Raw genomic sequence first — 15,098 nt, 5'->3', positions numbered from 1 at the left:
GTCCGATTGCTCGCTATGTGGCCAAGAACGCAGTCGTCTACGCAGGTGAGCTGCGGGTCGACCCAAACGATCCGTGGCGGTGGCGTGACGGCGCCGATCGTTACGGCAACCCGAGGCGAGTCATCCAGTTCCGCTTGCTACCGGTCGGCCCGGCCATCCGCTTAGAGGGTGAGCCGGTTCACGCGGCGTACCAGCCTATGGCGTCGCCGTCTGCGTTGCCGGAACCACCTCCGCCACCGGCCGCAACCGACCTCGAGGCGCTGACAAGGAAGCGTTCACGCGGCTCGTCCGGGCGCAACATCTCATGGCCCAGCGGATCGAGGCGAGGCTCGTCCATGACTTCCGCGACTGGTTGGTGCAGGAGCACGGCCTCGCTGCGACGGGGCTCCGGATCCCCTACGCCGTAGAGGCGAGGTCGTTGCGCGCGGACCTGTTCATCACGACCCCTCGAGTCCTGGTCGAGGCGAAGGCGAGCACGGCGCGCGAGCACATCAGGATGGCGATCGGGCAGTTGCTCGACTACCAGCGGTGGGTCAAGCCGACTCCCAACATGTGCATCCTGACCCCTGGTCGTCCCGCCGACGACCTGCTCGAACTCCTCGGCGAGCTCGGGATCGGCGCCGCCTGGCGGAAGACGCCGGCGAGGACTCAGTTCGTCATCGAGCCTGAACCCCTGCTCGAGGTGCCCGCCCCGTAGCCCTCCTGTTGCCGCGCCGTATGTACCTGGTGACGCGGACCTACTGCGCGGCAATCGACCTGGAGGCGGTGTGACACCCGAGCAGCTCGAGGAGGCGCACCCGGACGGCTGGAGACGTCCCCCCGAAGAAATCCTCGGTCCAACTGTCACGCCGGTGCTCCCCACGGGATCTTCCCGACATGGAGGGCAGGACCACCGGTGACGGCGCCGGCCGGCGCCACGGTGACAACCGCAGTGGTTCGGACACTGTCGGTGACGTCCCCTACGGTGACGCCCCCCGCAGCCGCACAACCACCCGTACAACCACCCTTCAGGAGCCACGTGTCCGGCCCTACCGACGACTCCACCGCATCCACTGACGTTGCGCAGCTGTCCGTGCAGCCGCTCCGCGCGTCCGACACGTCGGCGGCTCCGACGTCGTCGGCCGTCGGACGGGTGCTCGGCACCGAGGACGCCACCCCGCTGAAGTACCACGTCGCGCTCACCGACGGCGAGTACCTGCAGCTCGACGACGTCGTCGTCACCGTCCGGGCAGTGCCCGGTGTCGGTCCGGTGATGACCGCCGGCGTGGTGACCGAGGTCCGGGCCCGGCACGAGGGCGCCAGCTTCGGCTCGGACGTGTTCCTCATCAGCGACGGCGTGCTGCCCGCCCAGGTCCAGGAGATCGCCGAGGTGACCACCACCCGGGTCGAGCCGGAGGTGTACGTGCCGCCACGGCCCGGGGAGCCGGCCCGCCGCGCGACCGGTGCCGAGCGGGCACAGGCGCTGTACTTCGACCGGATGGAGCGCAAGCTCCCGGTCGGGCTGGGCCGCGACGGCTCGCCGATCTACCTCAACCTCGACTTCCTCGACGGGACCCGCGGCGCGCACATCTCCATTTCGGGTATCTCCGGCGTGGCGACCAAGACCAGCTACGCGCTGTTCCTGCTGCACTCGCTGTTCCGCTCCGGCGCGCTCGGCACGCGGGCGGTGAACGCGAAGGCGCTGGTCTTCTCGGTCAAGGGCGAGGACCTGCTGTTCCTGGACCACGGCAACGTCCGCCTCGATGACGACCTGCGCGGGGCCTACGCCGAGCTGGGCCTGCCCGCCGAGCCGTTCGCCTCGGTCGGGTTCTACGCGCCGCCGACGCCCGGGGACACCACCGGCCGGCCGTACGTGGCCGGCCGCACCAGCGGGGTCGCGTCGTTCTGGTGGACGCTGACCGAGTTCTGTGCGAACGACCTGCTCCCCTACGTGTTCGCCGACGCCGAGGACGAGCGCAACCAGTACACGATGGTCGTGCACCAGGTCGCCGCGCAGCTGCGCCGCGTGGCGACCCCGGCCGGCGCCGACGGCGCGGTGAGCATCGACGGGGACCTCTGCCGCACGTACGAGGAGCTCGTCGACGTCGTCGTCGACCGGCTCAACGACGACACCACCCGCGCCGACTGGGCCGGGCCGGTCACCGGCGCCGGCACCATCAACGCGTTCGTCCGGCGGCTGCGCAGTTCGCTGCGGCCGCTGGGCCCGCTGATCCGCGCCGACCTGACCGACCCCGGGACTCGGGCGATCTCCACGGCCGACCGACAGGTGACCGTCGTCGACCTGCACAACCTGCACGAGCGCGCCCAGCGGTTCGTCGTCGGCGTCGTGCTGGCCACCGAGACCGCCCGCAAGGAGGCCGCCGGGCCGGGCAGCCTGCTGTTCACCATGATCGACGAGCTCAACAAGTACGCGCCCCGGGAGGGCAACAGCCCGATCAAGGACGTGCTGCTCGACATCGCCGAACGCGGCCGCAGCCTGGGCATCATCCTCATCGGCGCGCAGCAGACCGCCAGCGAGGTGGAGCGGCGGATCGTCTCCAACTCCAGCGTGAAGATCGTCGGCCGGCTCGACCCGGCCGAGGCCGGGCGACCCGAGTACGGCTTCCTGCCGGCCAGTCAGCGGATCCGCGCGACGCTGGCCAAGCCGGGCACGATGTTCGTCTCCCAGCCGGAGATCCCGGTGCCGCTGGCGGTGGAGTTCCCGTTCCCGGCGTGGGCGACCCGGCAGTCCGAGTGCGGCACCCCGCCGCCGGCGCCGGCGCACCGTCCGACCGGGTCGGCGTTCAGCCGGCTGCCCACCGCAGCGGCCGACGATGAGGACGACGACCCGCCGCCGTTCTGACCGCCCCCGCGGCCCGCTCCCCCTTCGGCTCGACCTTCGAGGACGTCATCGTGAAGCTGCTGCACACCTCCGACTGGCACGTCGGCAAGACGCTGCGGGGCCGCAACCGGCTCGACGAGCAGCGGGCGGTGCTGCGCCAGATCGTCTCCCTGGCCCGTGAGCACGAGGTGGACGCCGTGCTCGTCGCCGGCGACCTGTACGACACCTCCACCCCGTCGGCGGACGCGCAGCGGCTGGTCGTGCGCACGTTGCTGGATCTGCAGCGGACCGGTGCGCACGTCATCGCGCTCGCCGGCAACCACGACCACCCCGGCACCTTCGACGCGTACCGGCCGCTGATGGGCGCGGCCGGCATCACATTGGTCGGCCACGTCCGCCCCGCCGACAAGGGCGGCGTGGTCACCTTCACCGCCCGCTCCACCGGGGAGAAGGCCAACGTGGCGGTGCTGCCGTTCGTCTCCCAGCGCTACGCCGTCCGCGCCGCGCAGTTGGTCGCCGCGACCCCGGCGGAAAACTCCGGCAGCTACGACCAGATGATCCGCGAGCTCATCGACGCGCTCACCGCCGGCTTCTCCGGCGACGCGGTGAACATGATCATGGCGCACCTGACCGTCACCGGCGGGGCGATGGGCGGCGGGGAGCGCGCCGCCCAGTCCATCTTCGAGTACCACGTGCCGGCCTCGGCGTTCCCTGCCACCACGCACTACGTGGCCCTCGGCCACCTGCACCGCCGGCAGACGCTGCCGGCGGGGTGCCCGGTCGTGTACTGCGGCGCGCCGCTGGCCGTCGACTTCGGCGAGCAGGACAACACCCCGGTCGTCTGCCTGGTCGAGGCGTCCCCGACCACCCCGGCGAAGATCACCGACCTGCCGATCACGGCGGCGAAGCGGCTGCGCACCGTGACCGGCACGGTCGCCGAGCTCACCGCCCGCGCCGCCGAGTTCGGGGAGGACTACCTGCGGGTCGTGGTTCGCGAGCCGGCCCGCGCCGGGCTGCGCGAGGACGTCGTCGACGCGCTGCCCAACGCCCTCGAGGTGCGCATCGACCCGGAGTTCGCCGCACCGCTGCACGACAGGCGGCCCGCGGCCGACCGCACCGGCCGCACCCCGCGGGAGCTGTTCGCCGAGTACTGCGCAGAGGCGCACGTCACCGACGACCGCGTGCTGGCGCTGTTCGACGAGCTGCACGACGAGCTGACCACCGCCGGCCCGGCCGACTGACTGTGATTCCGTCCGAGGAGAGGAACCGAGCATGCGCCCCGTGCGGCTGGACATGGACGGCTTCGCCAGCTTCCGCGAGCCGACCTGCGTCGACTTCACCGACGCCGACTACTTCGCCCTGATTGGCCCGACCGGTGCAGGCAAGTCGACGGTCATCGACGCACTCACCTTCGCCCTGTTCGGCACCGTGCCCCGGTGGGAGAACAAGAAGGCGCTGAGTTACGCGCTGGCTCCGACGGCGAACCGCGGCACCGTCCGGCTGGTGTTCGACCTCGACGGATCCCGCTACGTCGCCGCCCGCGAGCTGCGTCGCACGCGGCAGGGGGTGCAGCAGAAGAACGCCCGCCTGGAGCGGCTCGACGACCCGGCCGCCCTCGGCGGCCTCGACGACCCCACCGAGGTGCTCGCCGCCGACGGCGGAGTGACCGGCGCGGTGGAGGGACTGCTCGGCCTGACGTTCGAGCACTTCACCCAGTGCGTCGTGCTGCCGCAGGGGGAGTTCGCGGCGTTCCTCAAGGCCAGCCCCGCCACTCGCCGCACGATGCTGCTCAAGCTGCTCGGCGCCGATCTGTACTTCGACATCGGCCGCCGCGCCAACACCCGCGCCTCCCTGGCCGGGGAGCGGGTGCAGCTGCTAGCCGACCAGCTGACCCGCTTCGGTGACGCCACCGCCGACGCCCAGGCGGCCGCCGAACGCCGCGTCGCGGCGTTGACCGAGCTGACCGCCGCGGTCAGCGCGGCGCTGCCCCGGCTCGACGCAGCCGACGACGCGTTGACCGCCGCGCAAGTCGACGCCGAGCGGCTGGCCGCCGAGCACACGCAGCTGACTGCGGTGCGCATCCCGGCCGGCCTCGATGAGCTCAACGCCCAGCTGCGCGCGGCCGAGGACACCCTCACCGGCGCCCGCGCCGTCGAAGAGGCCGCACAGGCCGCCGACACCGCGGCCCGCACCGAACGCGACGCCGCCCCGGCTCGCGGGCCGCTCGAGCAGGCACGCCGGGACCACGCCGACCGCGACCGGCTGACCGGGCAGCTGCCCGCCGCCGCCGCGACCGTCGATGACGCCGAGCAGCGGCTGGCCGCGGCGACTGCCGCGTACCGGGACGCCGACGGTGCGCTGGCGGCCGCCCGGCAGCAGCGGGACACCGCCGCCGCGGCCGCCAGGGACGCCGCGGCCGAGGTCACCCGGCTGGCCGGTGAGACCGACGCGCTCCACCGGGTCGTCGTCCCCGCCGACCTGCCCGCCCTCGACGAGCGCGCCCGTGCCGCGGCGGCCGCGCTGGCCGCCGCCGAGGACGCGCTGACCGCCGCCGAGGCGGCCGAGGACGCCGCCCGCGCCGCGCTCACCACCGCGCCGGCCCGCGCCCCGCTGGAGCGGGCCCTGGCCACCCTGGGCGAGCTGGACGACGCCCGCGCCGCCCTCGACGGGCTGCGCGCCGCAGAGGACGAGGCCGCCGCAGGGCTCGCCGCCGCGGAGGGCGCCCTGGCCGCCGCGGCCGAGCAGGTGGCCGCGGCCCGCGCCCACCGGGACGCGACGGCGGTCGCCGACGGCACCGCCGCGCTGCGCGCCCACCTGACCGTCGGAGCCGCCTGCCCGGTCTGCGAGCAGACCGTGGCCGTCCTGCCGGCGGCCGCGGAGGCGTCGGCAGTCGACGCCGCCGAGCAGGAGCTCACCGAGGTGGTGGCCGCGCATGCCGCCGCGCAGGACGTCGAACGCGCCGCCGCACGCGCTGCGGCCGACGCCCGCGCTGCGCTGACCGCGGCCAGCCGCCGGGTCGAGACGCTGACCGCGGCCCTGTCCGCGGCCCCCGCCGACCCGGCGCTGCTCCGGGCCGAGCTGGACCGGCTCGACGCGCTCGACGCCGCGGCCACCGAGGCGACCGCGGCGCTGCGGGCCGCCCGCGCCGCGCGGGCCGACGCGCAGGCCCGCGTGAGCGGCGTCGAGGCCGACGCCGCCGCGCACCGGTCGGCGTTCACCACCGCCCGCGACGGCCTGGTGTCGCTCGGCGCGCCCGCCGCCGGCGACGGGTCACTGCTGGAGTCGTGGACGGCGCTGGCGTCCTGGGCCGCCGAGGCCGGCCGGTCTCGGTCCGCCGCGCTGGCCGACGCGCAGCAGGCCGCCGGCGCCACGGCCGGTGCGCTCACCGACGCCGAGCGGGCGTTCGGCGCCGCCGAGGCCGACGTGGCCGCCCGCCGGGCGGAGGAGGCCGCGGCCAGCAGCGCGCACGGCAGCGCCGCGACCGAGCTGCGCGGCCTGCGGGAGCGCCTCGCCGAGCTAGACCGGCGCCTCGACGGCGTCCCCAGCCCCGACGACGTCACTGCCGCCCTCCGCGAGCTGGACCGGCTCGAGGTGGCCGCACACACCGCCGACGAGGAGCTGCGCGCCGCCCGCACCGCCCGCATCCGAGCGCAGGAGACGCTCGAGGGACTGACCGCCCGCGACGCGGCCGCGTGGCAGACGCTGCGCGGCGCCCGCGACCGGCTGGTCGCCCTCGGCGCACCGGACCTGTCCCCCGGATCGGCGCTGGCCGGCTGGGAGGCGCTGCTGGGCTGGGCCGGGCAGCAGGCCGGTGAGCGCGCCGCGGCGCTGCCGGCGGCGCAGACCGCGGTGGCCACCGCCGCCGAGGAGCGACAGCGGCTGGGCAAGGAGCTGACCGAGACCCTGGCCGCCGGCGAGGTCACCGTCGAGGACGGGCCGCTGGCGCAGACCGCCCCGGCCGCGGTCGCCGCGGCCGTCGCCGACGCCCGCGGCGAGGTGCGCCGGATCGCCGACCGGCGGGCCGAGGCCGGGCTGGTGGCCGAGCAGCACGCCGCCGCGGTCACCGATCAGCAGGTCGCGAAGCTGCTGGCCAACATGCTGCGCAGCGACAAGTTCCCGGAGTGGCTCGAGGCCGCCGCGCTGGACACCCTGGTGCTGACCGCGTCGGGGAGCCTGGCCGAGCTGTCGGGCGGTCAGTTCGAGCTGACCCACCGCGACGGGGAGTTCTTCGTCGTCGACCACGCCGACGCCGACAGCCTGCGCAGCGTCCGCACGCTGTCCGGCGGGGAGACGTTCCAGGCCAGCCTGGCGCTCGCGCTGGCGCTGAGCTCGCAGCTGTCGTCGCTGGCGGCGTCCGGTGCGGCGCGGCTGGACTCGATCTTCCTCGATGAGGGGTTCGGCACCCTGGACGAGACCACGCTGGAGACTGTGGCCGGCACCCTGGAGAACCTGGCCTCCGGGGAACGGATGGTCGGGGTGATCACCCACGTCGCCGCGCTCGCCGAGCGCGTGCCGGTTCGCTTCGCCGTCCGCCGCGACGCCCGCACGTCCACCATCACCCGGGAGACCGCATGAGCGCCCCGCACTCCCCTACCGCGCCCTCCCCTGGCCGGTCGACCGCGGGGGCGGCCGGGATGCGATTCACCGTCGACGGCTGGAACCCCAGCTATGGCACCAGCCTGGAGCTGGAGGACGCCGACCTCGGCGCCTCCACCGCCCGCATCGACGTCGACGTCGAGCGGCCGGCCGACGACTGGGCGCCGCTGGACCCGCCGGCCGACCAGGCCCGGCCGGGGGCGGTGCTGTTCGTCGACGGGGTCCGCCGGGTGGAGGCCCGGGTGTGGATCGACGACGTGTCGGCGGCCGGGCCGGCGACCGAGGCGTCCGCGGCGATCTGCGCCTCCTACGCCGGCGGGGTGGTGTGCTGCTGCAAGGAGGGCGCGCACTTGCTCGCCGTCGACGCCCGCCGCGGGCTGTTCACCATCGCCGCGCACGCCGTCGACGTGACCACCTTCGCCGGCACCTACACCGCCTGCCACACCGCGCCGAGCGAGGGCATGCCGCTGTCGGTGACCTTGTCCTCGGCGCTGCAGCAGCGGCTTGCCGGCGTGGAGCTGGAGGTCGCCGTGACCGCCCGCGCGCAGCTGGCCGGTCACGGCGTCGACGGTGAGGACCTGCTGGTCATCGACGGGCCGCTGCGCGGCCGGCAGCACCTGCCGCGGGCGATCGGGTTCATCAAGTCCCACCGCGCCGCCTACCTGCCGGCCGAGCTGCACGCGATGGTGGGGGCGCTGGGCCCCGGGCAGCGCACCCCGGTGTTCCTGATGGGCACCTCCTGGGACCGGCACGCCTGGTACCTGCGGCTGCCGTGCCGGCCCGGTGCGCCGTGGGCGGGGATTGTGCGAGTGGAGTGCTCGGCGGACCTGCCGGCCGCCGACGTCGTCGCCCTGGCGAACCTGTCGCCGGTGACGCTGTGCCGGTACGCCTCGGACGAGTACAAGGACGCCCGCGCTCCGCAGAACCTGTACCCGATCGCCGGGCTGGAGCGGGAGCTGCGCCGCCGACTGGGTGATCCGCGGCTGCTGTACCGGGCTCTGCGCGTTGCCGCCGCCTGATCCCGACGCCGCGCCGACCGGCCTCGGCGCGGTGATCGGTGGTGTCCCGGCCGTGCCGCAGAATGCGCGGCATGAAGACGTGGGATGAGGTGAGGCAGACGACCCGGGAGGCGGTCGACGCGGTCGAGGAGGAACGGGAGGACTTCGCGGTCCTCACGCTGACCAACTCCGACCGGTACGTCCAGTGGATCGTGGGCAACATCGGCAAGCTGCGGGTGGAGGTCTCGAGCAACGAGGCGCTCGGCGAACGGGTCCACTCCCCCGAGGCGCTGGCGCAACTGCTTGCTCTGGGCGTCGACGTGACCGCCCCCGACCCGAACTACGTGTATGAACCGGCCACGGCCGAGGAGGCGACCGAACTGGTCGTTCGCATCGTCCGCGAGGTGTTCGGGATGCAGGCGTCCGAGGTCGAGGGCATCGAGCTGGGCTGACGATCCACCGCACACCCGGAACGGATCGGCGGCCGCCAACTTCGCCTACGGCCCGTTCCTCGGCGGGCACGCGAAGCTGTCGGACACGCGGAAGTTCGAGGACGCGGATTGATGGACGTCGAACCTCCCGGTTTCACCAAGCTTCCCGGGCGGTCGCCTCTAATCAGACCGCGTGGACGTGACGGCCGATTGCGGCGATCGCCCGGTCGCGCAATCGGGCGACGTCACACGAGCCCACGACTTCTTCGGCCTCATCGCAGCACCGCTCGCCGTTGCGATCCTCGGTCCACGCGACCCACCCGTTCGACGGCTCCGAATCCAGATCGAGAGCGAGGAGCAGGTAGGCGCCGTCGACATCCAACTGCACACCGAAGTAGCCGCCGGCGAGGGACACCACCTTCCCGCCGGTCGCATCCGCGGCCCGGTCAACCTGCTGCAAGTACTCCTGGTACTCCAACGCCATCTCGCCTTCTCGCGTTGAGGTGGATCCAGCCGTGCGTAGGCACTGCAGAATGTCCGCCCCTCGAGCTTCGCCCGCAGTCAGGAGGGGGTAGACAATCGCCCCGATGGTCTCGGCCGAAGAGAGCCCAGCATCTTGGCTGTCACCTATGAGCTCTCGCTGAGGCGTCTGCTCGCCCTCATCACCAGAGCCGCCAGCACGGAGAACGCCTCCCGGCTCCCTGGATCATCTGCCGGATCGACACCGACAGCTTCAAGTAGGCCGACTGTCCCCTGCCGGAGGGTGTAGCGCCGGGTATCCACAGCTCGAAAGCCGGCGGGGTCGTGGAAGACGATTCCGCCTAGACGCTCCGGTCCCGCCGATGTGGGCATGTTGGCGAAGTACCCCAGGACCTTGTAGATCTCCTCGCTGGGTGGCCCCTTGCGCTGCCGCAACTTTGCATCCAGCAGGACGGATACCGACTTCCCGGCGCGAACGCACCGCACAGCAAGGTCGGGGATTCCAGCGAGCGGTCTGTCGCCTGGTTCGTACACCCAGAGAGCATCTGCTCCAGTGAGCGCCTTGAGGCTGGCCTGGAAGTAGACCTCCGCCCGGCTCTCACCGGCCGCGAACACAAACACCGGCCGCTGGTCGCGTTGGCTGAAGTCGGTGGAGGCCTCGATCGGGTCCCCGAGAACCTCCGTCAGCGCTTCGGCGAGCTTGGCGAGGCACCACAACTCGAAGAGCCGGGTGTCGAACTCCTCGCCGTAGAACGCCGCGGCAACCTCCCCAGGCTGCACCACAGGCTCACCGGCCAGAGATTCCGTCACCCACTGTGTCAGCTCCGTGTAGGCGGCAGGCCTCCCGACGTGCCCGGCGGCGAGCCGGGCCTCCACACGTTCCAGTAGGCCGCCGAGGGACTCTCTGCCGCGCACGCGGTCTGCCGCGCTTACCGCATCTTGAACCAGCGGTAAACCATGCAGTCGGAGGAGATCACTCCGCAGGGCTGCGACATCACGCGCCTCCGCACTCCCGGGGGGCGGGGAAATCAGCCCGGTAGCAGCGTCCAGTTCGCGGAGCATCCAACGCAGGGTAAAGGCGACGAGGACATTCTCTGGGGTAGCACTGTCCCGCTGAATGACGTGCACCGGATACCTTCGCGGCACAGTTACCCGTCCACGCTCTCGGAGATACCGCACTACGTCGAGCCGCCCGCGGAGTTGCCCGACATGGTCCTCGGATGCACGTCGGTAGCGGAAGTTCGGGGTGACAGCCACGTTGCGAACAATCTGCGCGAGTTTACTTCCGGCGACGAGAGCAACGCGCAGCCGGATGGCAGCGACAACTCGGTCGGCACTCACGACGTCTGCGCCAAGCAGCCCGGACTGAGTGGCGACGCGCGGTGCGCCCGTCAACGAGAACGTCGTCCCACCAACGAAGTACGTGGCGACCAGCGGAAGGGCCGCACCCACTGCCGCTGAGCGGGCGACTTCGCCTAGTTGCCCGCTAGGCGGCCTGCGCGGCTCCTGGTTGGGAACCATCACGTTGCTACCCACCCCCGCACGGGGGCAGCTCTGGCGAGGAGCAGTCTCACGCGAAGTTGGTGCTTTGCGCATCAAGGAGGAGCCGCGTGGCGGCTGTGGCCCTCTGGAACTCTGGTTGGTCGCTCAGCCACTCGGCCATGCTGCGCACAACGCTTGGGGCTATCCCCATCATCTGCGGCACGATCAAATCCGCTACCGCGGCATCGAGCGTGTTGATCAGCTCAGACCCGCCAAAGGCGCGCAGACACACAACCCGAAGGACGTCGCGAAGTTGCGCCGTCCCCAGAGGCCAACCGCCAGCGGCTTCGTACCTGAAGTGAGCAGTCATCCGATGCAGGGCAGCAATGGACTTGGCGACTTCCGGGTTGGCCGCCAGTCGGGGCAGAACCGTCTCAACATCTGTCCCCGCCACTCCGGGGTAGTTGACGGCAAGCCACTCAGCCGCTTGATGAAGAGCAGCAGCGAGTTCGCCATCGAGCTGGTCCTGACGAGGCACTCCCAGATACACGAACTGAAACCTGCGACTGAGCCCCTGAGAAAAGCTGTAGACGAACGAAGCGTCGACGTTGTTCATCGTGCCGATGATCCGAAACCGGCGCGGAATGACGATCACGCTGCGCTTCGGATCGTCAGCAAACCACAGCGGCAGCTTCCGCTCACCGCCGAGAACACTGTAAAGACCCCCGATGGCCTTGTCGATCTCGGCGCGGCTGAACTCGTCAACAATCTGCCAGTGGGCCTGCGGGGCACCTTCCGGCGATTCCGGATCCTCAGCATGGCGCTGCACCTGCTCCGCGCAGCGGACCGCCGCTCGCGTGACGTGTCCCAGCCACGGACGGAGCACTTCCTCCCCGTCCTCCCCACGACCTGGCAGGAAGCCGCCGATAACGTCGAACGTCGACCAATCGGCCGTCGCAGTCTCCAACCAGTAGGTGCAGTTGAACGCTTGAGCGAGGATCTTGGCCAGCGTCGTCTTCGCCGTGCCGGGGGGCCCCTGGAGGACCAGATGCCCAGCGAGAAGGCCGAGCACGCACCGCTCAATGAGGTCATCAGGGTCCGGAAGAACGAGGTTTTCGCGGGCTACCAATGCACGCACGCGGAGTACTAGCGCGTCCACGTCTCCGCTTTCAAGGGGTAGATCCGCCCAGGCCTCGAGTGCGACGTAGTCGTCCCCCGGCTCTTGCGTGAGCGGACCGGGCGTGGGGTCCGGAGTCACCGTTCGAGGCTGGATTGGGAGGAGCCCGGCTAGGTCTTCGTCAGCCCAGTCATCGTCGGGAACTGTGGTCAGCTGACCTTCATCCGGCTCGAGGAACACCAGGGCCCGCTCCTCCGGCGTGAGGTGCAACTCGTCCGCGAGAATCTCAACGAGCTGGCGGTGCGACGTCGCACCCGGCGGCACAGCGGAGCGGTATCGCCACACCGCAAGCTCCAGCAGGGGAACCTTCTTCTCCGCCGGCACCACCGCCTGCAGTCCGGCGAAGTACCCAGGTGACCCTGCTCGGGTCGCGATCGCCATCGTCTGGACGCCGCCCACCCGACGATCGTTGGAGGTCTCCAAGATCGCCGAGAGCTTCGCGGACATGCGGTTGGGCTTGTTCTGAGTCCAGACTGTGCCGACCGGCCACCCACCGTTTCCCGCGTCGGCGCACCACTGCGGCGTGAAGGGGTCGTACCACTTGAACGGGCCCGGACCGGTCACGCCGAAGAACCGATCGGCGAACGACTTGTAGTCATCGCTGGTTACGTCCATCGGCGTAGCCGCGGCGCCTGCCCACTTCGCCGCCAGCCAACTGATGAAGGCGAAGCTAGGGCGTCCGAGCCGAAGGTCGCGCAGCCGCTCCGCGGACTGCGCCACACGATCCCTGCTGATCCTCAACGCATCCTCCCGTGCTGAGGCTAGGGCCCCGGCCGCCGACCCCGCCGGGGCGTGGGTTGTCGGTGGTCACCCGTACGGTCCGCTCGCCGAGGTCGGAGTCGTTACTCGACGAATCGGCTTCTGTCTCATAGAGTTACACCACTGTAAGATCACGAAGGGGAACCGATGGGGGACATGGCCGACGGCCCGCGGACGATCGATCTCTTTTCCGGTGCGGGAGGGCTGTCGGAGGGGTTCCGGCAGGCGGGCTTTCGAGTCGGTCTCGGCTTGGACTTCGACGAGGAGGCCTGCAACACCCATGCGGCGAACCACCCTGACGCGAAGGTGCTGTGCACTGACGTCAGAGGGGTGAGCGGGGCAGACCTGCTGTCGGAGACCGGCTTCGGCGAGGTCGACGTGATGATCGGCGGCCCGAGCTGCCAGGGCTTCTCGACGCAGGGGCGTCGAGGCGCCTGGGCATCCGAGGACGACCCCCGCAACCTCCTGTACCGAGAGTTCGCCCGGCTTGTCGGCGAACTGCGGCCCGAGTGGTTTCTCCTCGAGAACGTGCCAGGCCTGCTCTGGTTCGACCGCGGATCCTTCGGTCGTCGCGTCTTCGCAGCCTTCGAAGCGCACGGCTACCGCGTCGCTCACAAGATCGTGCTAGCGGCGGACTACGGCGTGCCGCAACTTCGCCGCCGACTCCTCGTCGTAGGAACCCGCACAGGTGCCGCGTTCCCGTGGCCGCGCCAGACCCACATGGGTGCCGTGCGTCGCGATGCGATCGAACTTTGGGAGCGGCGACGCCAGGAGAAGTTCCCGCACCTGGCTCCGCACCGCACGTTGTGGGACGCCATCAGCGATCTTCCCGTGCTCCCCGACGGCGGAGGTGAGGAGGAGAGTCGGTATCGCACCATGCCGCAGAGCGAGTATCAGGCCCTCATGCGGGGCGAGAACTCACTCCTCTTCGATCACCAGAGTCCGGTGCTGCCACAGGTGCACTACGACCTGATCCGGCACGTCCGTGAGGGGCAGACGTGGCGCGAGATCCCTGTCGAACTCCTCCCCGAGCGGTTCGCGAAGATCCGGCGCACCGACGGCACGAACTTGTTCGCTCGTCCGGAGCGCACCCGTCCGAGCTACACGATCATCACGCAGTTCGGCAATGTGACGACGGGGGCCTACACGCATCCGATCCAAGATCGTGCCTTCTCGGCTCGCGAGGGGGCGAGAATCCAGAGCTTTCCTGACTCCTACCGGTTTTACGGAAACCTGACGTCCAAGTACCGCCAGATCGGGAACGCCGTGCCGCCACTACTGGCGCGGACGATGGCTGAGGCGCTACTGCTTGCGATCAGGGGAGAGTCGGGCGAGGACGTGCTCGCTGCCAAGCGAGATCTCCTGATTCCGGAGCAGTTGGAGCTTCCGGCAGCCGTCTAGGGCAGCTCAGCCCTTACGCTCGAGGGCATGGGAGAACGGGCGCCGGCTCCGCCGAGCCGGCGCCCGTGGGCGTCCTCGGAGCATGCCCGCAAGGTCATGGTCGGCAACCGGGGCCGAGATACGCTGCCGGAACTGCGACTCAGACGGGCAGTCCACGCTCTCGGCCTGCGCTACCGCGTATGCGCGCGCCCTCTGCCTGAGTTGCGGCGCACTGCAGACCTTCTCTTTCCCCGCCAGCACGTCGCCGTGTTCGTTGATGGCTGCCACTGGCATGGCTGTCCTGACCACTGGGCTCCGCCTCGAACGAACGTCGCGTACTGGGTAGCGAAGGTTGACCGGAACCGTGCTCGGGACAAGGAAACCGACCGTCTACTCGCAGCGGCTGCGTGGGTCAGCGTCCGCGTCTGGGAGCACGAAGACCCTCAGACCGCTGCTCTTCGCGTACGAGACGTCGTGAAGCAACGGGGAACGACGGCTCAGTCCTCCTAGATCGCCTACTCGAGCACGCACACCGGTCAAGCTGTAGAGAAGCCCGAGCCTCCTGGCGTCCCACCGCGCCGGCGCAGGTGGACACAGCTAACGAACGTGGACGCATCGAACTCCGCGGATTGCGCGGATGATGTCAGTAGGGCGGCAGACTCCGCCGCGGAGACGAGGCACGTCAACCAGTCCCCCTGAGAGACGGGCCCGTGGCAGATCCAGAGGTGGACGTCGACGCCGGCCCGCAGCCAGGCCCGAGCCGCGGCCGCGTACGCGCCCAGGCGGATCCTCGTGGCGGCGTCGGTGGGGACCTCGGTGGCCTTACCGTCACCGACGAGCAGCGATGGCCGACGAGGGTGCAGGCGGACCAGGTCCGGCCGCTGGCCTTCGTAGAGCAGCGTCTCGATGGTGTAGCCGGCCAGCGTCGCGAGGTCCGCGAGGACCGCCACTCGCGCCTCGTGCAAGGCCGACGG

The 15,098-nt window shown here is 71.0% G+C and carries 12 protein-coding genes; 8 read left to right on the top strand and 4 right to left on the bottom strand.

Translation table 11 applies throughout. The features are described 5' to 3' along the window. The first annotated feature begins 304 nt into the window (after nt 1-304). The 6 genes from ACU610_RS21370 (at nt 305) to ACU610_RS21345 (ending at nt 8,867) form a co-directional block, all read left to right on the top strand. Nucleotides 305-697: a hypothetical protein gene (locus tag ACU610_RS21370; protein ID WP_446769703.1), complete on the top strand. Its 393-nt coding sequence runs from the start codon at nt 305-307 to the stop codon at nt 695-697. 435 nt (nt 698-1,132) lie between these two features. Next, a complete protein-coding gene (locus tag ACU610_RS21365; protein ID WP_446769702.1) occupies nt 1,133-2,842 on the top strand; it encodes an ATP-binding protein in 1,710 nt (569 codons plus the stop codon). A 50-nt stretch (nt 2,843-2,892) separates the two neighbouring features. Then, entirely contained in the window at nt 2,893-4,062 is a 1,170-nt protein-coding gene (locus ACU610_RS21360) for an exonuclease SbcCD subunit D (protein WP_446769701.1), read from the top strand. 31 nt (nt 4,063-4,093) lie between these two features. After that, nucleotides 4,094-7,396 carry an AAA family ATPase gene (locus ACU610_RS21355; protein WP_446769700.1) on the top strand — a complete coding sequence of 1,101 codons (3,303 nt, stop codon included), beginning with the start codon at nt 4,094-4,096 and terminating at the stop codon, nt 7,394-7,396. Beyond that, nucleotides 7,393-8,436: a hypothetical protein gene (locus ACU610_RS21350; RefSeq protein WP_446769699.1), complete on the top strand. Its 1,044-nt coding sequence runs from the start codon at nt 7,393-7,395 to the stop codon at nt 8,434-8,436. Before ACU610_RS21355 ends, ACU610_RS21350 begins: the two co-directional genes overlap by 4 nt. 71 nt (nt 8,437-8,507) lie before the next feature. Further along, nucleotides 8,508-8,867, top strand: coding sequence for a TY-Chap domain-containing protein (locus tag ACU610_RS21345; protein ID WP_446769698.1), 360 nt, complete (start codon nt 8,508-8,510; stop codon nt 8,865-8,867). A 163-nt stretch (nt 8,868-9,030) separates the two neighbouring features. Here ACU610_RS21345 and ACU610_RS21340 read toward each other — a convergent pair whose 3' ends face one another. From ACU610_RS21340 to ACU610_RS21330, 3 genes are all read right to left on the bottom strand, one after another. Beyond that, nucleotides 9,031-9,330 (bottom strand): hypothetical protein, encoded by a 300-nt coding sequence (locus ACU610_RS21340; protein WP_446769697.1) that lies wholly within the window; start codon nt 9,328-9,330, stop codon nt 9,031-9,033. A gap of 143 nt (nt 9,331-9,473) precedes the next feature. Then, complete coding sequence (locus tag ACU610_RS21335; protein WP_446769696.1) at nt 9,474-10,862, bottom strand: hypothetical protein; 1,389 nt, start codon at nt 10,860-10,862, stop codon at nt 9,474-9,476. A 34-nt stretch (nt 10,863-10,896) separates the two neighbouring features. Next, nucleotides 10,897-12,705, bottom strand: coding sequence for an AAA family ATPase (locus ACU610_RS21330; RefSeq protein WP_446769695.1), 1,809 nt, complete (start codon nt 12,703-12,705; stop codon nt 10,897-10,899). A 186-nt stretch (nt 12,706-12,891) separates the two neighbouring features. On the opposite strand from ACU610_RS21330, the gene ACU610_RS21325 reads away from it, so the two are divergent. Next, nucleotides 12,892-14,145 (top strand): DNA cytosine methyltransferase, encoded by a 1,254-nt coding sequence (locus ACU610_RS21325; RefSeq protein ID WP_446769694.1) that lies wholly within the window; start codon nt 12,892-12,894, stop codon nt 14,143-14,145. 27 nt (nt 14,146-14,172) lie between these two features. Then, a complete protein-coding gene (locus ACU610_RS21320; RefSeq protein WP_446769693.1) occupies nt 14,173-14,634 on the top strand; it encodes a very short patch repair endonuclease in 462 nt (153 codons plus the stop codon). A 26-nt stretch (nt 14,635-14,660) separates the two neighbouring features. Here the strand turns inward: ACU610_RS21320 and ACU610_RS21315 are convergent, their stop codons facing one another. After that, nucleotides 14,661-15,074 carry a hypothetical protein gene (locus ACU610_RS21315; protein ID WP_446769692.1) on the bottom strand — a complete coding sequence of 138 codons (414 nt, stop codon included), beginning with the start codon at nt 15,072-15,074 and terminating at the stop codon, nt 14,661-14,663. Nucleotides 15,075-15,098 lie beyond the last annotated feature (24 nt).

It is taken from the genome of Geodermatophilus sp. URMC 61 (assembly GCF_052931555.1).
This window is presented reverse-complemented; position numbering and strand designations above follow the sequence as displayed.